Origin of the sequence: Mycobacteroides sp. H003 (assembly GCF_001440135.1) — a bacterium.
Classification (GTDB): Bacteria; Actinomycetota; Actinomycetes; order Mycobacteriales; family Mycobacteriaceae; genus Mycobacterium; species Mycobacterium gwanakae.
In genome coordinates this window covers 45058-64255 of the sequence record NZ_LJYL01000011.1, presented here as the reverse complement: position 1 = coordinate 64255, position 19198 = coordinate 45058, and the positions used below count along the sequence as shown (strand labels likewise).

20 protein-coding genes and 1 riboswitch are annotated in these 19198 nt (G+C 65.2%); of the genes, 6 read left to right on the top strand and 14 right to left on the bottom strand.

Annotated elements, in window-relative coordinates:
* Positions 1-35 precede the first annotated feature (35 nt).
* From AOT87_RS08990 to AOT87_RS08975, 4 genes are all read right to left on the bottom strand, one after another.
* Entirely contained in the window at positions 36-479 is a 444-nt protein-coding gene (locus AOT87_RS08990; protein ID WP_057968278.1) for a universal stress protein, read from the bottom strand.
* Positions 480-489: 10 nt separating this feature from the next.
* The gene (gene crcB / locus AOT87_RS08985; protein WP_057968277.1) at positions 490-861 is read right to left on the bottom strand and encodes a fluoride efflux transporter CrcB; all 372 of its coding nucleotides are present in this window, start codon (positions 859-861) and stop codon (positions 490-492) included.
* Complete coding sequence (crcB, locus tag AOT87_RS08980) at positions 858-1325, bottom strand: fluoride efflux transporter CrcB (RefSeq protein ID WP_081343154.1); 468 nt, start codon at positions 1323-1325, stop codon at positions 858-860. The genes crcB (AOT87_RS08985) and crcB (AOT87_RS08980) overlap by 4 nt, the downstream gene beginning before the upstream one ends.
* 13 nt (positions 1326-1338) lie before the next feature.
* Positions 1339-1411: riboswitch (Fluoride riboswitch) on the bottom strand.
* 16 nt (positions 1412-1427) lie between these two features.
* Complete coding sequence (locus tag AOT87_RS08975; RefSeq protein WP_057968300.1) at positions 1428-5201, bottom strand: bifunctional nitrate reductase/sulfite reductase flavoprotein subunit alpha; 3774 nt, start codon at positions 5199-5201, stop codon at positions 1428-1430.
* Between the two features lie 282 nt (positions 5202-5483).
* On the opposite strand from AOT87_RS08975, the gene AOT87_RS08970 reads away from it, so the two are divergent.
* Entirely contained in the window at positions 5484-5759 is a 276-nt protein-coding gene (locus tag AOT87_RS08970) for a GlsB/YeaQ/YmgE family stress response membrane protein (RefSeq protein ID WP_030097937.1), read from the top strand.
* Between the two features lie 149 nt (positions 5760-5908).
* Here AOT87_RS08970 and AOT87_RS08965 read toward each other — a convergent pair whose 3' ends face one another.
* From AOT87_RS08965 to modA, 4 genes are all read right to left on the bottom strand, one after another.
* On the bottom strand, positions 5909-6922 hold the full coding sequence (locus tag AOT87_RS08965; RefSeq protein WP_057968276.1) for an APA family fibronectin-binding glycoprotein: 1014 nt from the start codon (positions 6920-6922) through the stop codon (positions 5909-5911).
* A 135-nt stretch (positions 6923-7057) separates the two neighbouring features.
* A complete protein-coding gene (locus tag AOT87_RS08960) occupies positions 7058-8125 on the bottom strand; it encodes an ABC transporter ATP-binding protein (RefSeq protein WP_057968299.1) in 1068 nt (355 codons plus the stop codon).
* Positions 8122-8919 (bottom strand): ABC transporter permease, encoded by a 798-nt coding sequence (locus AOT87_RS08955; RefSeq protein ID WP_057968275.1) that lies wholly within the window; start codon positions 8917-8919, stop codon positions 8122-8124. Before AOT87_RS08955 ends, AOT87_RS08960 begins: the two co-directional genes overlap by 4 nt.
* Positions 8916-9746 (bottom strand): molybdate ABC transporter substrate-binding protein, encoded by an 831-nt coding sequence (gene modA / locus AOT87_RS08950; RefSeq protein WP_057968274.1) that lies wholly within the window; start codon positions 9744-9746, stop codon positions 8916-8918. Before modA ends, AOT87_RS08955 begins: the two co-directional genes overlap by 4 nt.
* Positions 9747-9917: 171 nt before the next feature.
* On the opposite strand from modA, the gene AOT87_RS08945 reads away from it, so the two are divergent.
* The 4 genes from AOT87_RS08945 to AOT87_RS08930 all read left to right on the top strand — a co-directional run bounded on the left by AOT87_RS08945 (position 9918) and on the right by AOT87_RS08930 (position 13908).
* Positions 9918-10601 carry an SDR family oxidoreductase gene (locus tag AOT87_RS08945; protein WP_030097942.1) on the top strand — a complete coding sequence of 228 codons (684 nt, stop codon included), beginning with the start codon at positions 9918-9920 and terminating at the stop codon, positions 10599-10601.
* A gap of 99 nt (positions 10602-10700) precedes the next feature.
* The gene (locus tag AOT87_RS08940; protein ID WP_057968298.1) at positions 10701-11684 is read left to right on the top strand and encodes an LLM class F420-dependent oxidoreductase; all 984 of its coding nucleotides are present in this window, start codon (positions 10701-10703) and stop codon (positions 11682-11684) included.
* 49 nt (positions 11685-11733) lie between these two features.
* A complete protein-coding gene (locus AOT87_RS08935) occupies positions 11734-12330 on the top strand; it encodes a TIGR03086 family metal-binding protein (protein ID WP_057968273.1) in 597 nt (198 codons plus the stop codon).
* A gap of 123 nt (positions 12331-12453) precedes the next feature.
* Positions 12454-13908 (top strand): NAD(P)/FAD-dependent oxidoreductase, encoded by a 1455-nt coding sequence (locus AOT87_RS08930; RefSeq protein ID WP_109398581.1) that lies wholly within the window; start codon positions 12454-12456, stop codon positions 13906-13908.
* A 6-nt stretch (positions 13909-13914) separates the two neighbouring features.
* Here AOT87_RS08930 and AOT87_RS08925 read toward each other — a convergent pair whose 3' ends face one another.
* From AOT87_RS08925 to AOT87_RS08900, 6 genes are read right to left on the bottom strand one after another with little or no spacing between them, the layout of a single operon-like run.
* Positions 13915-14562, bottom strand: a complete 648-nt coding sequence (locus AOT87_RS08925; RefSeq protein ID WP_057968272.1) for an urease accessory protein UreD — start codon at positions 14560-14562, stop codon at positions 13915-13917.
* Positions 14552-15226 carry an urease accessory protein UreG gene (ureG, locus tag AOT87_RS08920; protein ID WP_030097947.1) on the bottom strand — a complete coding sequence of 225 codons (675 nt, stop codon included), beginning with the start codon at positions 15224-15226 and terminating at the stop codon, positions 14552-14554. The genes AOT87_RS08925 and ureG overlap by 11 nt, the downstream gene beginning before the upstream one ends.
* Positions 15227-15271: 45 nt before the next feature.
* The gene (locus AOT87_RS08915; RefSeq protein WP_078354372.1) at positions 15272-15916 is read right to left on the bottom strand and encodes an urease accessory UreF family protein; all 645 of its coding nucleotides are present in this window, start codon (positions 15914-15916) and stop codon (positions 15272-15274) included.
* Positions 15917-15924: 8 nt separating this feature from the next.
* Complete coding sequence (locus tag AOT87_RS08910) at positions 15925-17658, bottom strand: urease subunit alpha (protein ID WP_057968270.1); 1734 nt, start codon at positions 17656-17658, stop codon at positions 15925-15927.
* Complete coding sequence (locus AOT87_RS08905; RefSeq protein WP_057968269.1) at positions 17655-17978, bottom strand: urease subunit beta; 324 nt, start codon at positions 17976-17978, stop codon at positions 17655-17657. Before AOT87_RS08905 ends, AOT87_RS08910 begins: the two co-directional genes overlap by 4 nt.
* Before the next feature lie 5 nt (positions 17979-17983).
* Positions 17984-18286 carry an urease subunit gamma gene (locus AOT87_RS08900; RefSeq protein ID WP_030097951.1) on the bottom strand — a complete coding sequence of 101 codons (303 nt, stop codon included), beginning with the start codon at positions 18284-18286 and terminating at the stop codon, positions 17984-17986.
* 145 nt (positions 18287-18431) lie between these two features.
* Here AOT87_RS08900 and AOT87_RS08895 point away from each other — a divergent pair, with 145 nt between their 5' ends.
* Positions 18432-19187, top strand: coding sequence for a sensor domain-containing protein (locus AOT87_RS08895; RefSeq protein ID WP_030097952.1), 756 nt, complete (start codon positions 18432-18434; stop codon positions 19185-19187).
* Positions 19188-19198 lie beyond the last annotated feature (11 nt).

The window sequence follows — 19198 nt, the reverse complement described above, 5'->3', positions numbered from 1 at the left end:
AGGCTACAGGAGAAACGTTCGCTCCGTGAAAGTCGTCAGGTGGCGGGCACGAGAACGAGCGGAACCCTTTTCGCGCCGATGAGGCGATGCGACACCGACTGCCCGAGCAACGCATCCAGCGCGGACGCCAACCCTCCCCGGGGGCTACCCAGAATGATCATCATCGCCTCATACTGCTGTGCCACGCCCAAAAGGGCGGCGGCAGCGGGTCCCTGCGCGCGGTGATACTTCCACGCCACTTCCTGGCCCGCAAGCTGTTCGACAGCCTCGGCCTCGGCAGCGGTAACAGCGTTGCCTGCCTGCGCTTCCCAGCTGTCGGTGTCGAGATCCATCGGCTCGTCGTCCATATCGAGGATGTGCACCACGTGCACGCAGGCGCCCAGGCGCCGGGCCATATCGATCCCGAAGCGCAGCGCGGCAGTGCTCGGCGGGTGTCTGTCCCATCCGACTACCACGTGCACACCTGACGATTCGGTCATAGTGACATCCTCACGCTATCGACCACGCCAGCGCTAGTCCCGCGACACAGGCCCCGACGGTGCCCAGCAGCGTGCCGAACATGTTGTACAGGGCGAGTGACCATTCACGCCGCTCGAGAAGCCTGACCGATTCCACACTGGCGGTGCTGAAAGTCGTATAGCCGCCACAGAACCCAGTCCCCACGACAGCCAGCAGGGCCGACGACGAATGGTGGAAGATCACGGTGCCCGCCACCACGCCGATAAGGGCCGATCCGCTGAGGTTGATGAGGAGCGTCGCCCATGGGAAGCGGAAGGTCCGGCGATGCTTGATGAGGGAATCGACGACGAAGCGCGCTACCGCACCCAAAGCCCCGGCGAGAATCACGGCGATAACCGTCACGCGGAACCTCCCGAGTACCGCCCCAGGACCGCGGCGGCGGCAGCTATCCCGGCCATGGCGGCGGCCAGACCGGCCGTGATGCTGACCAGTGCGTACCCCACGCCCAATCCCGCAAATCCGTTGCGGGCGAGAGTGCTGATCTCCAGGGCGAAGGCGCTGTACGTGGTGAAGGCGCCGCAGATGCCCGTGCCGACAAACAACCGGGCGCGTTGGCGCCAACCGCCGTCCGGGCCCAGCAGTGTGAGGGTTTCCAGCAGCGCCCCGAGGATGAACGCTCCGGTCAGGTTGACCGCAAAGGTCCCCCAAGGCCAGGCCGCGCCGGTGGCCGGCCACATCTTCTCGAACCAATACCGCAAGGCGGTTCCACACACGCCGCCGAGAAAAACCCACAGCAGGGCGTACGGTCGCAGATGGAGGGGTCGCACGGACTCTTCGCGCTGCGCACCTGTCACATTCGGTCCCATCGTGTTACGACTCATCAACACAGGAACTATCAGCCATCAGTGGCGGTTCGGGACAAGCCCCGGCGAGATCCATCGCGCGTGACGAATATAGCGCGAGACGGGTCAGTACACGTCGCGGACGTACCGTTTCCCGGCGACGAGCTCCTTACGAAACTCAAGAGCCTCTTCGGGCGACATCCGCCCGTGCTTCTGGGCGATGGCCAGTAATGCGCTGTCCACGTCCTTGGCCATCCGGCTGGCGTCTCCGCACACGTAGAGATGCGCGCCGTCAGCGAGCCACCGCCATATCTGTGCCCCCTGCTCCATCATGCGGTGCTGGACATAGATGCGTTTTTGCTGGTCGCGCGAGAACGCGAGGTCAAGTCGGCGCAGGGAGCCATCACGCAGGAAGCCGTCGAGCTCGTCGCGGTAGTAGAAATGCTGGGTGCGGTGCTGGTCGCCGAAGAACAACCAGTTGGGTCCGGAGTGGCCCAGAGCACGGCGTTCCTGCAGGAACCCGCGGAATGGGGCGATACCGGTCCCGGGACCGACCATGATCATCGGCGTGTCCGAGGAATCGGGCGGGCGGAAATGCGGCGATTTCTGCAGAAAGATCGGGACAGGCAGCCGCTGTGCACGATCGGCCAGAAAGGTCGATCCCACACCTCCACGGGCCGAACCGTCGGGCCCCTGGAACCGGACGATGGACACGGTCAATGCAATGGATTTCGGGCTGACCAAGGGGCTGGACGAGATCGAGTACTGGCGTGGGGTGAGTCGGATCAGGACCTGTTGCCACTCCTCGATACCGGCACGGACGGGGAACTCGCGCAGCACGTCGAGGGCATTACGGCCCTGTAGCCACCGCTCGCGCGTCGCGGTGTCGGGGCCGCGCAACAGCTTGATGGCCGGTTTGTCGCCGCGCCGCTCGGCGACGAAACGCAGCAGGTCATCGGTGACGCGGCAGATGTCGTAGTGGCTGGCGAGCGCGGTACCCAGGGGCAGCTCGCCCCCGTCGATCGTGATCGGCAACTCCGCATCGAAACCTGTTGCAGTGAGCCAGCGTTGGACATCTTCCTCGCGGTTCGTCGGATAGACGCCGAGAGCATCTCCCACCGAGTAGCCCACATCGTGGCCGGTCAGGTCGAACTCGATGCGCCGTACCTCCTTGCCGGAGCCCGGCGCGGAGAGGACCTCGTTGTGTGACAACGCCGCCAGGATCGGCGCGTCGCGGGTGAAAAGTTCCGGCGCGGCCGTCGGCAGCCCGTCGCTGCGCAATCGTCTGACCGCCTCGACGCTGGCGTCGGTGCCATCCCCAATCGCCTCCAGCAGGTCCGCGGTCCACGCCGCGATCAGCGCTCGGTCATTCGCCTCGCCGTCTACCCGGGCCAGTACCGGCGTGGCGCCGAGCTCGAGCAGCCGGGCGTCGAGCGCCTTGGCGTGACCACAGAAATCCGCGTAAGCCCGGTCGCCGAACCCCAGCACCGCATAACGCAGGCGGTTCAGGGGCTTGGTCTCTCCGGAGAGTGCGGACCAGAATTGCGCACCGTTATCGGGCGGGCCACCCTCGCCGAAGCTACTGGCGATGAGTACGGCTGTTCGAACCTCGCCGAGATCGACGGGGGCGCACTCGTCCATCGCGGTGAGTGTGGCGGAGATTCCCGCTGTCGCCAGCAGCCCGTGCACCGAGGTGGCCACAGTCTCGGCGTTGCCGGTTTGCGATGTCCACAGAATTGCTATGTCGCCCAATGCTTGTGCCGGCCTGTCGAGCACCTCGTGGACAACGCTCCGTCCGGTGGGACGCAGCATCACCGCGCTGACCTTGAACTCGGGCTGTAGCGAATCCGGGTCGACGGCGTCGTTGGTCACCGCGTTGATCGCCAATCCGGGACCCTGCGCGTCGTTCCAGTGGAAGGGCGCAAAGCAGCTGCCGGGTTTGACCCTGTCGCTGATGATCGCCGGGAGTTCGGCGGTGCCACGCCGCGAGGCGATATCGACGATATCGCCTTCGGAGATGCCGAGTGTGGCGGCGTCGCGGGGGTGGATCTCCACGAACGGGGACGGATGGAGCCGCTCGAGCGTCTTGATGCGGCCGGTTTTGGTGAGAGTATGCCAATGATGTTGCAAACGACCGGTGTTCAAGACCATGGGATACCCGTCACCGGGGGTTTCCGCGGGGTCGCGGTGGGCACGGGCGTGGAACACCGCCCGCCGCGACGGGGTGGGGAACGCCAGCCGCGGAATAGTGCCGTCCTCGCCGATATGCAGGCCTTGGCTGACTCCGTCGTTGAGATAGCGAATCGGATTCCGCTCCCCCGAATCTTCGGGTGGACAAGGCCATTGCACGGGGCCTTGACGCAGTCGCGCGTAGCTCGCCCCGCGCATGTCGTATCCGGTCCGTGGATTCCAGAATCCGCGGATCTCCTCGAAAATCTCCTCGCTTGACGCGTAGTCGAAACCGTCGCCGAATCCCATCGCGAGGGCGACATCGCAAATCAGGCGCCAGTCGGGCTGCGCATCCCCCGGCGGGTCGGCAGCCCGGTTGGTCAGCGTTACCGTGCGCTCCGAGTTGACTGACACGCCATCTGATTCGGCCCACAGCGCGGCGGGCAAGAGCACATCGGCGTATTCATTGGTGGCCGTCGCGAGGAAGGCATCCTGGCTGATCACCAGCTCGGCCCGGCGCAGTCCGTCGATCACATTCTGCCGGTTAGCCACCGAGGCAACCGGATTGGTGCAGATGATCCAGCACGCCTTGATATCGCCGGCGGCCATCTGGGTAAACATATCCACGGTTCCGGTGCCGAACTCCTCGCGGATGGAACCGGGTGCGAGGTGCCAGTGCCGCTCGACGAATTCTCGATCGGCGAGGGATTTCACCGAGCGCTGTCCCGGCAACCCCGGGCCCATGTAACCCATTTCCCTGCCGCCCATCGCATTTGGCTGGCCGGTCAGCGAAAACGGTCCGCTGCCGGGGCGGCAGATGGCGCCGGTAGCCAGATGCAGATTGCAGATCGCGTTGGTGTTCCAGGTGCCATGAGTGCTCTGGTTGAGGCCCATGGTCCACAACGTCATCCATTCGCGCGCCTCCCCGATCCACCGGGCGGCGGTGCGGATATCGTCCTCGGCCAGGCCCGTGATAGCCGCGACCGTCACAGGTGGATAACCGGCCAGGAACTCCGGCATCCCCGCCCAGCCCTCGGTGTGCTCGGCGATGAACCCGGAGTCGATATCGCCGTTCTCCACAAGCAGATGCAGCAGTCCGTTGAGCAGGGCCAGGTCGGTACCGGGGGTGATCTGCAGGAACAGATCAGCGCGTTCGGCAGTGGCGGTGCGGCGCGGATCGACCACGATCAGCCGTGCTCCGCTGCCGAGCCGATCGGCCATGCGCAGGAACAGAATCGGATGGCAGTCGGCCATGTTCGCACCCATGACGAGGAACAGATCGCTCTGCTCGATATCGGAATACGACCCGGGCGGCCCGTCGGCTCCCAATGACTGGCTGTATCCGGTTCCCGCACTGGCCATGCAGAGCCGCGAGTTGGACTCGATCTGCGTGGTACGGATATAACCCTTGGCGAGCTTGTTAGCGAGATACTGCGCCTCCAGGCTCATCTGGCCGGATACGTACAGGGCGATCGCATCGGGTCCATGGGTGTCGAGGATGTGGCGTAATCGCCTGCCGGCCTCGGCGGTTGTCGCCGCCAATGGGGCCGGAACCGGCTCCGTCCCGCGCGCGGGACGGATATGCGCCGCCGTCATGCGTCCGTCGGCGGCCATCAGCTGGGCGTGCGTGGCGCCCTTGGTGCACAGGCGTCCCTGATTGCTTGGATGCAGGGCGTCGCCCTCGACGGTTGCGATGGTGACCGGACCCGCCGAACTTCTCTCGGCCCACACCACCACACCGCAGCCGACACCGCAATACGAGCAGGCGGCACGGCGCGCGGTGGGCGGCGCGCTGAGTTCGGTCACCCCGCCATGGTGAGCGAGTCAGATTCCCGAATTCTTCCGCCGAGGTTATCCGGCTGTCACCGCGTCCTCACCGCACGGATCCACCGAGCGTGAGAACGACATCTCCCCGCAGCGCGCCGTTAGAGCGCCGACGGGCGAAGTGTTCCACTAGCATCAGCAGCGGGTCGACGCTCGTTTCCTCAGTACGCATACTCGAAGGAGCTAGACATGGTGTTGAACATCATTTGGATGATCATTCTTGGCCTGATCGTTGGCTGGATCGCCCGGTTGATCGTGCCTGGCAAGGAGAACTTCGGCTGGATCGTGACAGCGTTGCTGGGCATCGTCGGTGGTTACGTCGGCGGGACGCTGGGAAGTCTGGTGTTCGCCCCTCACAAGTTCACGGTTACCCCGCCGATCAATCACGCCTTCCTGGGAGCACTGGTCGGCGCGGTGATTCTGCTGGTCGTCTACAAGTTCATCGCCGGGAAAACCAAAAGCTAGTCGCTGCCCTTAGGCGGCATCTTCCGGCGAAAACACAGTGCATCGGTGACGTGCGCCCACGCTGATCGCGTGGGCGCACCGAATCCGACCTTCACCGACACTTACCGTCAGCGCTCACCGCACAGTGCGTGAGCCGAACTAGCCGAGCGTTAGACCGGAACCCCGGGTGCTGCTGGCGCCGCTGGAGGTGGCGGTGGCACGGGCTGCCCCGGAGCAGCGGGTTCGGGCGCCGGTGCACCCGGTGCCGCAGGAGCCGGTGGCTGGTTGGGATCGGCAGGCACAGGCGCGGGCTGGTTCGGGTCCGCAGGCGCGGGTGCCGGCTGGTTCGGATCGGCGGGCTGCCCGGCCGGAGGCGTGGCAGGAGCGGGCGGGGTCCACGGGCGAACCGAGTCGGTGAGGGCCTTGGCCACTCCCTTGTCCACCGGAGATGCCGCCGTGCCGAGCCACACGATGAACCAACGATCCTTGCCCTTGCCCACGGCCGCGGCCCAGATCTGACCGGGCTCCTTGGCGGCGTCATCGAACTTCACCTCGTAGTACGAGGACGCCGCGGGCATGCCCGCCACTTCGAAGCTCTGATCTTCCTGGTTGACGCGGTTCCCCGGGTACGGCATGAAGAACTCACCCATATCCGAAGCGAGCCTGCGTGCGGCCTTCTGGTTGTCAGGCTCGGCGCCCGCGAAGAGCTTCAGATCGAGGCGACCCAGGAGAATGCTGCCGTTTGGCGCCGCTGGGTTGGTCAGCAGCGCCGAACCGTATGTCAGCCTGCGCGCGTCCGCTTGCGCCCAGCCTTGGGGCACAACATAACTGAATCCACCCTGGTCATTGTTGACGCGCGCGGCATCTGCCGGCGCACCGGGTGCCGGCGGCGGAGTGGGTGCGGCAGTACCGGGCGGAGGTGACGCCGGAGGCGTCATCACGGTTGTCGGAGTCTCCGGGTTGGGTGCCGGTTGGCCGGGTGCAGGCGTTGCGGGTGGCGGCGGCGCATCGGTGGTCACCAGATTGATTTCCGCCGTGCGTACCGACGTCGGCGACTGATCAGCCGGTCCGGCGACAAGCGTTATCGCCCCTGCCCCCGACAGCGAGGCCACGGCGACGGCAGCTGCCATCACCCGCGCCCGTTTCACCCGCTTGGCGGCCAAAGTTGCCCGTGGTTGCTGCATGCCAATGAACGTACCGTTTTGTCCTGCACGTGCAAGCCTATCCGGCAATCGGCGCGCCCGATTCGGCAAGGGGTTTGGCTGATCCGAAGCAAACATAGGTTTCCTCTCAAAGGCTACCGAAATCACCGTCCCCAGCTACTGCGCCGCCTGAATGACGACCTCGTGAGCCTTCACGGCAAAGTATGCCGACTCCTCGGGTGCCAGCTTTAGCTCTGCCGCGGCAGCCGCGGTGATGTGTGCCGTGAATATCGCGGGCCCCGCGGTTGCCGTTACAACCACGCTGTCGCCATGAGCGCTCAGGGTCGACACGGCCACCGCGATGACGTTGCGCGGGCTGCCGCCCGGCGGGGACAGATGCACGCCCACCGCACGCGGCCCGAACACCGCGACGGCATGCTGGCCCGGCTCGGGACTGCCGGCGCCGGACCACACGCCGTGGATGACGATGCCGTCCGCGTGCAGGGCTCCGTCCTCGCCCACGGTGCCTGCGATCAGGTTCACACCCGCGAACCGGGCACCAAACTTGCTGGTCGGCCGGGCCAATACGGTCGCGGTATCTCCCAGCTCCACGATGTGGCCAGAGTCCAGGACCATCACCCGGTCGGCGATGGCGACGGCGTCCATGATGTCGTGCGTGACGATCAGAGCGCTCTGGCCACCGCGGCCCAGCACCCGGCCCAATAAGGCCCGGATTTCCGGCGCGCTCGCGGCATCGAGGCCGGCGAGCGGCTCGTCGAGCAGCACCAGGTCCGGTTCGGTGGCCAAGGCACGGGCGATCGCCACTCGCTGCGCCTGCCCCCCGGACAGTTCGCCCGGCCGGCGTCGGGCAAGGTCGCGCGCGCCGACCGATTCCAGCCAGCGATCGCGCAGAGCAGGCACCTCATCTCGATGCCGGGCGCGCATCCCGAACTCGACGTTGCGCGCGACCGTCAGGTGCGGAAACAACAAGGCTTCTTGCAGCAGGAGCGCCGTACGTCGCCGATGGGTCGGGACGAAAGTGCCTGTGGCACAGTTCGTCAGCACGTGATCGCCGAGGCGGATCTCACCGGAGTCGGGTCGCAGCAGTCCGGCAATGAGCCCGAGCAATGTGGACTTACCGGCCCCATTGGGGCCGACGATCGCCAAGGTCTCTCCGGGCGCAACGGTGAATGCGGCGTGTACACCCCGACCGGAATGCTCTGCCTCGAATCGCAACTCACTCATCGCCGCCACCCATCGCGGCGCCAGGCCCGGGCTCCCACAACGGCCAGCACAACCGCCGCCACCGCCACCAGCAGCAGCGAGAGCGCCACGGCCGATTGCGCATCGGATTCGCGCTGCAGATAGATCTCCAGGGGCAGTGTGCGCGTGACCCCCTGCCGGGATCCCGCGAAGGTCAAGGTGGCACCGAATTCACCGAGCGAACGCGCGAAGGCCAGCACCGTACCCGAGACCAGTGCCGGCATCACCAGCGGCAGCGACACCCGCCGCAGCACTGTGGTCGGTGGTGCGCCCAGACTTGCCGCCACATGGTCGTAGCGCTCCCCTGTCGTGGCCAGCGCGCCCTCAAGGCTTATGACGAGAAACGGCAACGAAACGAATGTCTGCGCCAGCACCACAGCAGACGTGGAAAACGCTATCCGGATACCCGCGGCGTCCAGGTAGTGGCCTAGTAGGCCGAGCTTGCCGAAGGCGTAGAGCAGTGCGATGCCGCCGACGACCGGCGGCAGTACGAGAGGCAACAGAATCAACGGGCGCAGCAGGCGGGTGAGCCACGCCGGTCCGCGGGCCAGCACGATGGCCAGCGGGACACCCAGCAGCAGGCACAACGCCGTGCTGGCCACGCATGTCCTGACGCTGAGCAGCAGCGCTGCCTGTGAGGCGGGGCTGGTGATCAAAGCGGGGAGCTGAGGCCAGTCGGCCTTGACCACGAGTGCCAGCAGCGGCAGCACGATGAGCACTGCCCCAACGGCCGCCGGCAGATACACCCAGCGCGGCAGACCGGGTGCCGGTGTCACGGCGCAGAGAACCCGGCCGCCGCCAGAATCTTGTGTCCGGCATCCCCGGTGACCGTTTCGATGAACTGATTCGCACGTTCGGGATTGCGTGAGTTCGCAGTCACCGCAATGGGATAGGTGTTGACGATCGACCGCGCCTCGGGGAATGCGACCGCGGCGACTTTCTCGCCGGCGGACTTGGCATCGGTCACGTAGACCAAACCCGCATCCGCCTGGCCCGCGACCACCTTGTTCAGCACGTCAGTCACCGAGGACTCTTCACTGACCGGATTCAGTTGCACCCCAGTCTCTTTGGATGCGGTCGCGGCGGCCGCACCACACGGAACCTGCGGTGCGCACACCACCACGTCCAGACCAGGACGAGCCAGGTCCCCGAAGGTGGCGATGCCCTTCGGATTCCCGGGGGCGACGACGATGGTGAGCGTGTTGGCCGCGAAGTCGACGGGGTTGACCACCGAGTGCGCCTTCCACGCCTTGTCCATGTTGGCCGAATCCGCGGTGGCAAGCACGTCGGCCTGGGCGCCCTGCGTGAGCTGAGTGAGCAGATCCGAGGACCCCGCAAAGGTGAACTCGACGGTCGTGCCCGCGTGGGTCGATTCGAAAGACTTCCCGATTTCGGTGAAGGCCTTGCGCAGCGACGCCGCGGCCAGCACGTGCAACTGAACCGGAGCAGAATCCGAACCAGTCGACGGGGCCGCTGTGCTGCCCTCGGGCGCCGTTCGCGAACCACAGCCAGACATGGCCAGCGAACCCGTAAGGAGTGCTGCGGCGAGAATTTTCCACCCTCTGCTGGTCACCGGCACAACCCTAGCCCCAGCCGAGGCCATACGTGGTGGTCGTGGGTATTGCTACCGTCCAGTAATATTGGCGCTCAAACCCGTGCGACCCGGCCACGAAATCCGGGGTATGAGGTCCGGGTTGTGTCACGATCAAGCTGATCAGGCCTGGCAACAGAAGCGGATCGGTAAGGCTTGCAGGAAGGTAAGGAAGGTACCGCCATGGACGTACTGGTAACCGGAGCGGTTAACGAGGTCGGCCGGGCGGTGGCTGCGGAATTCCGCAACGCCGGCCATCGGGTAGTCATCACCGGCCCCAATGCCGACGAGCTGGAAATCGCCGCCAAGGAGCTCGAGGTCGACGCCATCGTGTGCGACAACTCCGACCCGGACAGCCTGGAAGAGAACGTCGAACTGTTCCCCCAGCACCTCGACGCCATCGTGAACATCCCGAACCCCGTCTGGAGCGAGCCCGGCCCGCATCTGGGCACCCTCACCGATACCGGCGAGGCGTGGCTGTCTCGCTACGAGTCCAGCGTGCTGACCGCTGTGCTGACGGTGCAGTCCATCGGCGATCATCTGCGTTCCGGCGCGGCCATCGTCAATCTGTGCACGCTGGGCAGCCGGGACCGATCGGGCGCCACGACTGCCGCCAAGGCCGCACTGTCGGCGTGGACCGCCGAGCAGGCCGAACGAATGGGCACCCGCGGGATCACCATCAACACCATCGCTCCCGGGCAGTCGGCCGACGCCAACTACGACGGCCTTGACAGCACCGAGGATGCCCAAGAGCTGGTCAGCGCCGAGATCGCACGGTTGGCGTTGTTCCTCACCAGCCCGCAGGCGCGTCACATCACCGGCCAAACCCTGCATGTCAGCCGCGGAGTTCCCGCCGGCGTCAGCTGACACAGCTGGAGTGCACTCCAGCTGTAGATCGCCGAATTGCATTGCGAGGCAAGACCGTACGTAGTGCCGTGGCAGCAGTTCGAGCGTAGGCTCGATCGGGTGACCATTCGGCTTGGCTATCAGATCCCCAATTTCTCCTACGGCACCGGCGTGGCCGAGCTCTTTCCCACCGTCGTCAGACAGGCGCGCGAGGCGGAGTCGTCAGGTTTCGACACGGTTTTCCTGATGGACCACTTCTATCAGCTGCCCATGATCGGCACCCCCGATCAGCCGATGCTCGAGGCCTACACAGCCCTGGGCGCGTTGGCCAGTGCCACCAGCACCATTCAGCTCTCGACGCTGGTCACCGGCAACACCTACCGAAACCCGAGCCTGCTCGCGAAGGCCGTGACCACCCTCGACGTCGTCAGCGGCGGGCGCGCCATCCTGGGCATCGGAGCGGGGTGGTTCGAACTGGAACACCAGCAACTCGGGTTCGAGTTCGGCACGTTCACCGACCGCTTCGAGCGGCTGAACGAGGCCCTGGAGATCATCGCCCCGATGCTGCGCGGTGAGCGACCCACCTTCGAGGGCAAGTACTACCGCACCGAGACCGCCATGAACGAGCCCAGGCTCCGGCCGAACATTCCGATCATGATCGGCGGCAGCGGCGAGAAGAAGACCTTCGGGCTGGCTGTGAAGTACGCCGACCACCTGAACCTGCTCAGCTCCCTGGACGAGATCCCACACAAGCTGTCGGTGCTGCGACAGCGGTGCGAGGAAGCAGGCCGTGACCCATCCACCCTGGAGACCTCGGCGTTTTTCTCGGTGTTCATCGACGACGACTCGGCGACAGCCTGGAAACTCGCCGGTGAGCAACTACGCAAGAACGGCATCGATCTGGAAACCCTCCCCGAGGAGGCCCGTGCGCAGGTTCTCGGACGCACTCTCGTGGGCAGCCCCGACGAGATCGCCGAACAGGTGCAGACCCGAGTTCTCGATCAGGGAATCGATGCTGTCACGCTCAACGCGACCGCCAACGGGCATGTGCCTGGCGTGGTGGAGCTGATCGGCAACACTCTTCGCCCCCTGTTCAAGGACTAGTCGGCCGGATTCGCCCTCCGTCGCGCAATCCTTCGGCAGGATGTGCGATATGGGTGCTCCGTTCAGCCTGCAGCCAGCCGCGACAGCCGTGGTGGCGCTTCTTCCGGGGGTGTCGGATGAGGCGCTGGACGGCTCGACTCCGTGTACCGAACTCACGGTCCGTGCCCTGCTGAATCACCTGATGGGTTTATCGGTGGCGTTCCGATACGTCGTCCGCCCCAAGGAGGCGGCGGCTCTCGGCATCGACCTTTCGGGCCCGTCGTTCACCGAGGACCTCGATCCGCAGTGGCGGACGTTGCTTCCGCAACGGCTCGCAGATCTGGTGGCGATCTGGGCGCAGCCCCGGTCATGGATTGGCCAGTCGACCATCGCGGGCACTGTCATGCCCAATGACCAGGTGGCCATGGTGGTCCTGGATGAGTTGGTACTGCATGGATGGGATTTGGCGGCGGCCACCGGGCAGCCGTTTGACCTGCCTGAGGGCACCGATCCGGGTTTGTATGGATTCATCAGGGCGCTGGCCTCCGACGACGGGATTCCGGGTTTGTTCGGCCCGCGCCAGCCAGTTCCCACCAGTGCTCCACGGTTCGATCACATGCTCGCCATGTCGGGACGTGACCCAGGCTGGCGTCCGCAGGGTGTGTGAGATATTTCGCTAAACTAACTGACGCGACGTACAGGGAAATCCCGACTACGGTTGAGGTGTTGCACCAAGTGTCAGACAAGGTGAATAACCCCAGTTGAGACACCATTTGACGAGGAGTGATCGATGAGCACGACACCAGACGCCGCCACCGGCGCGGCGCCTGTCGAGGCCAATCCGAAGCCCAAGATCAAGGACGCGCTGACGCCCAAGCACCGAGTCGTGATCATCGGGTCGGGATTCGGCGGTCTCACGGCCGCCAAGACGCTCAAACGTGCCAACGTCGATGTCACGCTGATCGCACGCACCACTCATCACTTGTTCCAGCCGCTGCTGTACCAAGTGGCCACCGGGATCATCTCGGAAGGGGAGATCGCTCCCCCGACGCGGCAGATCTTGAAGGACCAGGACAACGCCCAGGTCGTTCTCGGCGATGTGACGAGCATCGACCTGGAGAATCAGGTGGTCCACTCCTCGCTGCTGGGGCACGACTACTCCACGCCCTACGACAGCCTGATCGTCGCCGCCGGCGCCGGCCAGTCCTACTTCGGGAATGACCACTTCGCCGAATGGGCTCCGGGCATGAAGACCATCGACGACGCTCTGGAACTGCGCGGACGCATTCTGGGCGCCTTCGAGCAGGCCGAGCGCTCCAGCGATCCGGTGCGGCGCCGCAAACTCATGACCTTCACCGTGGTCGGTGCCGGTCCCACTGGCGTCGAAATGGCCGGGCAGATCGCCGAACTGGCTAACGAGACCCTCAAGGGCACCTTCCGGCACATCGATCCCACCGATGCCAGGGTCATCCTGCTGGACGCCGCGCCCGCCGTACTGCCACCCTTCGGCCCCAAGCTCGGCGACAAGGCACGCAAGCGCCTCGAGAAACTCGGCGTCGAAATCCAGTTGGGCGCCATGGTCACCGACGTGGACCGCAATGGCCTGACCGTCAAGCATTCCGATGGCACCGTGGAACGCATCGAATCCTGGTGCAAGGTGTGGTCCGCGGGCGTGTCCGCCAGCCCCCTCGGTAAGAACCTGGCCGAACAGTCCGGTGTCGAACTGGATCGTGCCGGGCGTGTCAAGGTCGGCCCGGACCTGTCGATTCCCGGTCACCCGAATGTCTTTGTGGTCGGCGACATGATGGCGGTGGACGGTGTACCCGGCGTCGCCCAGGGCGCCATCCAGGGTGGGCGCTACGCCGCCAAGCAGATCAAGGCCGAACTAAAGGGGCGTGGCGCCGAGGAACGCCCCGCATTCAAGTACTTCGACAAGGGCTCGATGGCCACCGTGTCGCGGTACAACGCGGTGGTCAAGATCGGCAAGCTGGAGTTCAGCGGATTCATCGCGTGGCTCAGCTGGCTGGCGCTGCACCTGGTCTATCTGGTCGGGTTCAAGAATCGTCTGGTCACCCTGATCCTGTGGTCTATCGCGTTCATGACGCGCTCGCGCGGCCAGATGGCGATCACCGAACAGCAGGCCTGGGCTCGAACACGTCTGGATCAGCTTGAAGAGCTGGTCGCGGAGAAAAACGGCGACGACGAACAAGTTGCGCAGCCCGAAGAGGAAAAGGCAGCCAGCTAGTTCCGATCAGTCGGACGGTAGCCGCTGTCCCTGCCACGTGAGCAGGGTGGCGTCGCCGGCGAGGCGCAGCACAGTGGCGTCGGCCGGACATGGTGGCATGGAATCTGTTGCGGGATAGCGCAATTCACTAATCAGGGCCAGTGGGCGACCCAATTCGTCATCGGTCACTGATCCCGCACCGAGTTCGATGCGGTGGCGCAGCAGGGGGCGATTATCGATATCCGCCTCGAGCTCGCCGCTCCAGAATCCGGACGACTCCCCTGCCCTGCCGATCTGCACACGTTCGCGCAGCCGCACGCTCGCGCTGCCCGATCCATGAACGGTGACATGAGAATGGTGGACGGCATTGGCCGCCACGATGGTTGGCGCGGGGTCGAGGTCAAGTTCGCCCGCCACCGAGCAGCTCCACGCTGTCGAGGACCGCAGGGTGTCCCGGCCGGGCAGGGCCACCGCTGCCGCCACCGATCGCACGCGCAACAACACCCCGTCGCCGACCTCGATACGCACCGAGATCTCGTCACCACCCAGGGGGCTAGCGGCCACTCCGATGAGATGAACGGTATCGGCCTCGGTGAGCCTGCCCTGCAGGCTGCCCGAGCAGCGTATCCGTGGGAGGCGGCCCTTCACCGCAATGATCTCGACGTCAGTGCGCATGGTCCAGGTGGCTCCGGACCCACGCCAACACCTCGGTGGCCGTCGGGTCTTCGGTCAACGAGATCATCGCGGTGGGCCGTCCTTCCCGTACAGCTGCCGCGTCCCGCGCCATCACGCCCAGATCGGCGCCCACCATGGGAGCCAGGTCGGTCTTGTTGATGACCAACAGATCCGAGAAGGTCACGCCGGGACCGCCTTTGCGTGGCACCTTGTCACCGCCGGCGACGTCGACGACGAAGATCTGCACGTCGATCAGACCTGAGGAGAACGTGGCAGTGAGATTGTCGCCACCCGACTCGACGAGGATGAGGTCAAGTGGATCATTGGTGGCGATGAGATCCTCGATGGCGTCCAGGTTCGCGGTGATGTCATCGCGGATGGCGGTGTGCGGGCAGCCACCGGTCTGCACGGCGGTGATGCGCTCGTCGGGCAGCACCGCGTGGCGACGCAGGAAGTCAGCATCCTCCGTCGTGTAGATGTCGTTGGTGAGCACCGCCACCGAAATCTCGTCGCGCAGCGTGCGACACAGCGCGGCGACCAGCGCGGTCTTGCCCGACCCCACGGGTCCGCCGATCCCGATGCGCAGCGGCTCACCCGGCTGGCGCACCCGGCGGGGCCTGTCGATGTGTTGATGGGGCTGACCGTCGAGAAGATGCGGTGGCATGTTGATCCAATCGTGGTTGTGCGTGAAAAACCTAGAACCCTAAAACTACGAAACAAAAAGCGGACGTTCACGTGTGAGATGACGCTCAGCGAGCACATCCAGCAGGGGGTCGGACAGGCATGCCAGATCGGTGGCGGCCACGGTCGCGGTCTCCTCACACAGGCCCGCCATGGCCAAGGTACCCACCGCCACCTCTGTGGGGTCTAGCGCCAACAGCCGCTGGCCCGCGGTAGCGGACCCGGTCAGTGTGGTGTACACGACAACGAGGGCGATATCGCGGCCCGACAAACCCGTTGCCGCGCCGATGATGCCGTAGACCACGGCCAGGTGCGGCTGGCGGCCGTGCGCACGCCAGTCGATATGCGGCCAGGCGCTCCCGGCCAGGCGCTTGAGCCCCCGCCCCTGGGCGCGGGAAGCGTCCCGCGCCGCCTGCGACGGCGTCCGCGCGTCCGTTTCGGCATCGGCCCGCTCCGGATCCAGCCGCCCCGACGTGATGGCGGCGGCAATGGATGCCGCAACCAGGCCGTGAGTCCGAATACGCCGCCGCAGATACGCATTCAGAGTCGCACCGTCTCGCACCAGACCCTGCGCTATGGCCTCCTCCACCCCGCCGGAATGCACATGCGAACCGGTGGGCAACCGGGAATCGGCCAGCGACAGCAGCAGTGCTGTCGTCGCAGAAGTATCGATGCCACCCATCAGAACAAGAAATATCGTTGCGCCATGGGCAGTTCGGTGGCCGGCTGTTCCTGCCAGACCTCGCCGTCAATACGTACGGTGAAGGTATCGGGATCGACTCGGATATCCGGCATCGCGTCATTCAGCGGCAGGTCGGCCTTGCCGCGATGGCGCACATCGCGGGTGGGAACCAGCCTGCGCCGCAACGCGAGCCGGGCCGCCAGATCGTCCTCGATGGCCGTCGGCGAGACGAAGTGCACGGCCAAACCGGGTGCCACGTTGGGCATGGCGCCGAACATGGGCCGTGGCAGCACGGGTTGCGGGGTGGGAATGGAAGCGTTGGCATCGCCCATGGCAGCCCACGCGATGGCGCCGCCCTTGATGACGACATGTGGCCGGACCCCAAAGAAGGCCGGTTCCCACAGCACCAGATCGGCCAGCTTGCCGACTTCTACCGAACCCAACTCGTGATCGATGCCGTGCGTGATCGCCGGACAGATCGTGTATTTCGCGACATACCGGCGGACGCGGTTGTTGTCGTTGCCTCTGGCCCCGGACGGGTCCCCCTCCAACGCACCCCGGCGCTTCTTCATCACATGCGCGGTCTGCCAGGTGCGCATCACCACTTCTCCGATGCGTCCCATGGCCTGACTGTCGCTGCCAATCATCGAGATGGCGCCGATATCGTGCAGCAGATCCTCGGCAGCGATCGTGGACGGACGAATCCGGCTCTCGGCGAAGGCAAGATCCTCCGGCACCGCGGCGTTGAGATGATGGCAGACCATGAGCATGTCGAGATGCTCGTCCAGGGTGTTGACCGTGTGCGGGCGCGTGGGATTGGTGGAGCTTGGCATCACGTTCGGGTGACTGGCCACGGTGATGATGTCGGGAGCATGGCCGCCGCCGGCGCCCTCGGTGTGGTAGGCGTGTATCGCACGTCCGGCGATCGCCTCCAGAGTGCCCTCGACGAAACCTGTTTCGTTGAGGGTGTCCGAATGCAGGGCGACCTGGACGTCGGCCTCGTCGGCGACACGCAGGCACGCATCGATCACCGCGGGCGTGGTGCCCCAGTCCTCATGAAGTTTGAAACCCGCTGCGCCACCGCGTAATTGTTCCCACATGGATTCGGGGTTGACGGTGTTGCCCTTGCCCAGCAGCAACACGTTCACCGGCCACCTGTCGAGCGCCTGCAGCATGCGGCCCAGGTGCCATGCTCCGGGAGTGACTGTGGTGGCCTTGCTGCCCTCGGCGGGGCCGGTGCCACCGCCGATCATCGTGGTGATGCCGCCGCCGATCGCCTCTTCGACCAGTTGGGGACAGATGAAGTGGACGTGGCAGTCGATGCCGCCCGCGGTGACGATCCGGTCATTGCCGGCGATGATCTCGGTGGACGGGCCGACGATCAGTTGGGGGTGAACCCCGTCCATGATATCCGGATTACCCGCCTTGCCGATACCGACAATGCGTCCGTCTCGAATACCGATGTCGGCCTTGATGATTCCCCAGTGATCGATGATGACGGCGCCCGTGATGACGGTATCCGGCGCTCCCCCGGCGCGGGTGAGGCGGCTCTGCCCCATCGACTCGCGCAGCACCTTGCCACCACCGAAGACCGCCTCCTCGCCCGCCAAACCCGGACCACCACATCGATCTTCGGTGATCTCGATAAGCAGATCGGTGTCGGCCAAGCGGATGCGATCACCCGTTGTCGGCCCGTATAGCTTGGCGTAATGCTCCCGGGATAGCCGGGTCATGCGGGTTCACCGCCATCCAGATGTCCCGGGGCGTCAAGCGTCAGTCCGTGCACTTCTCGGCGGCCACGTAGGGGAACCAGTCGGACCTTTTGCGCCACACCGGGTTCGAAGCGAACCGCGGTACCCGCAGGAATGTGCAGGCGGTGTCCGTGCGCGGCCTCGTGATCGAAGTCAAGCGCCGGGTTCGACTGCGGGAAATGTACGTGACTACCGACCTGCACGGGGCGGTCACCGGTGTTGACGACGTCGAGCTCGATGACGGTCGCTCCCGCGTTGAGTTCGATATCGTCCGGTGCGAACAGGTATTCGCCAGGAATCATGTGGCTCATCCGATCGGGTGGTGCACAGTGACGAGCTTGGTGCCGTCAGGAAAGGTTGCCTCCACCTGGACGTCCGGGATCATCTCGGGGACGCCGTCCATCACATCATCGCGCCCCAGCACCTCGCGGCCGCTGGCCATCAATTCCGAGACGGTGCGACCATCACGCGCACCCTCGAGGAGATGATCGGTGATGATGGCGATTGCTTCTGGGTGGTTGAGGCGCAGGCCTCGGGATTGGCGTCGTCGCGCCAATTCCGCCGCATAGGAAATGAGCAGCCGTTCCTGCTCGTGCGGGGTCAATCGCATAAGGGGCGATCCTGCCATGATCCGGGCTGCCTGGCACTTTCACGGCCGTTGCGCAGACAGCGGACGGTTTTGCCCTGCGGTCGAGATGGTGAGTGCGAGAATCCACGGAGCTTGTGGGGTGTGGAGTCGATCAGGAGGGTTCGCAATGCGGTACGGGATGACGTTGTGGTGTGTGGTGTCGGCCGGAGTGCTGATATCCGGGTGCGGTCAACCCAGCGAGGGGATAAAGCCGGTGTCGGCACCGAGCACCACTGCGGCGGATATGCCCATGACAGCGGGCACCTCAGCGCCCGCGTCCATCCCCACGACCACAAAAGCGCCTCCACCCCCGCCTCTGGTGGTCACTCCGGAGAAGATCGACTCGATCCTGGGCTCACGTTCGGATGTCGGGAAGATTCTGGGAACCACGCTCGAGTACGACGACAACACATCGACACCACCGACCGATGCCGTCGGTGGTGCACCGGACTGTGCCAACCTGGATAACCCGCGGGCTGGCCAATTGGGATCCGAATGGACGACATATCGCTGGAACTATTACCGCGAGACCAAGGACACCACCGCATACATCGTGAGTCAGGTGGCCGTCCTGTATCCGTCCCGCGAGGAGGCCGCGGCGGCTTTCGCACACGCGTTTCCCAAGTCCGCAGCGAGAACATGCGCCAACGCGGAGATCTCCAAGCAGGACCAGAAGTGGAAGATCAGCAACATCGCGGAAATCAGTGATGGCGCGGCGAAATGGACCCAACTGCAGATCACACAGACCGCCACGTGGCACTGCTTCTTCGACTTCCGCAACAAGAACAACGTGCTCTTCGGGACGTACCTATGCCAGTACGGTGACGGCGTACCCGGTGTGACGACCATTACCGACCGGATCGCGGCGTGGATCCCGCAGTGAAAGGAATCGCT

What these genes read in the sequence shown, in the direction of transcription:
- AOT87_RS08990 (WP_057968278.1), bottom strand. Translation starts at nt 479, where the DNA reads ATGACCGAATCGTCAGGTGTGCACGTGGTAGTCGGATGGGACAGACAC.
- crcB (WP_081343154.1), bottom strand. Translation starts at nt 1,325, where the DNA reads ATGGGACCGAATGTGACAGGTGCGCAGCGCGAAGAGTCCGTGCGACCC.
- AOT87_RS08970 (WP_030097937.1), top strand. Translation starts at nt 5,484, where the DNA reads ATGGTGTTGAACATCATTTGGATGATCATTCTTGGCCTGATCGTTGGC.
- AOT87_RS08965 (WP_057968276.1), bottom strand. Translation starts at nt 6,922, where the DNA reads ATGCAGCAACCACGGGCAACTTTGGCCGCCAAGCGGGTGAAACGGGCG.
- AOT87_RS08960 (WP_057968299.1), bottom strand. Translation starts at nt 8,125, where the DNA reads ATGAGTGAGTTGCGATTCGAGGCAGAGCATTCCGGTCGGGGTGTACAC.
- modA (WP_057968274.1), bottom strand. Translation starts at nt 9,746, where the DNA reads ATGGCCTCGGCTGGGGCTAGGGTTGTGCCGGTGACCAGCAGAGGGTGG.
- AOT87_RS08945 (WP_030097942.1), top strand. Translation starts at nt 9,918, where the DNA reads ATGGACGTACTGGTAACCGGAGCGGTTAACGAGGTCGGCCGGGCGGTG.
- AOT87_RS08935 (WP_057968273.1), top strand. Translation starts at nt 11,734, where the DNA reads ATGGGTGCTCCGTTCAGCCTGCAGCCAGCCGCGACAGCCGTGGTGGCG.
- AOT87_RS08930 (WP_109398581.1), top strand. Translation starts at nt 12,454, where the DNA reads ATGAGCACGACACCAGACGCCGCCACCGGCGCGGCGCCTGTCGAGGCC.
- AOT87_RS08925 (WP_057968272.1), bottom strand. Translation starts at nt 14,562, where the DNA reads ATGCGCACTGACGTCGAGATCATTGCGGTGAAGGGCCGCCTCCCACGG.
- ureG (WP_030097947.1), bottom strand. Translation starts at nt 15,226, where the DNA reads ATGCCACCGCATCTTCTCGACGGTCAGCCCCATCAACACATCGACAGG.
- AOT87_RS08910 (WP_057968270.1), bottom strand. Translation starts at nt 17,658, where the DNA reads ATGACCCGGCTATCCCGGGAGCATTACGCCAAGCTATACGGGCCGACA.
- AOT87_RS08905 (WP_057968269.1), bottom strand. Translation starts at nt 17,978, where the DNA reads ATGATTCCTGGCGAATACCTGTTCGCACCGGACGATATCGAACTCAAC.
- AOT87_RS08900 (WP_030097951.1), bottom strand. Translation starts at nt 18,286, where the DNA reads ATGCGATTGACCCCGCACGAGCAGGAACGGCTGCTCATTTCCTATGCG.
- AOT87_RS08895 (WP_030097952.1), top strand. Translation starts at nt 18,432, where the DNA reads ATGCGGTACGGGATGACGTTGTGGTGTGTGGTGTCGGCCGGAGTGCTG.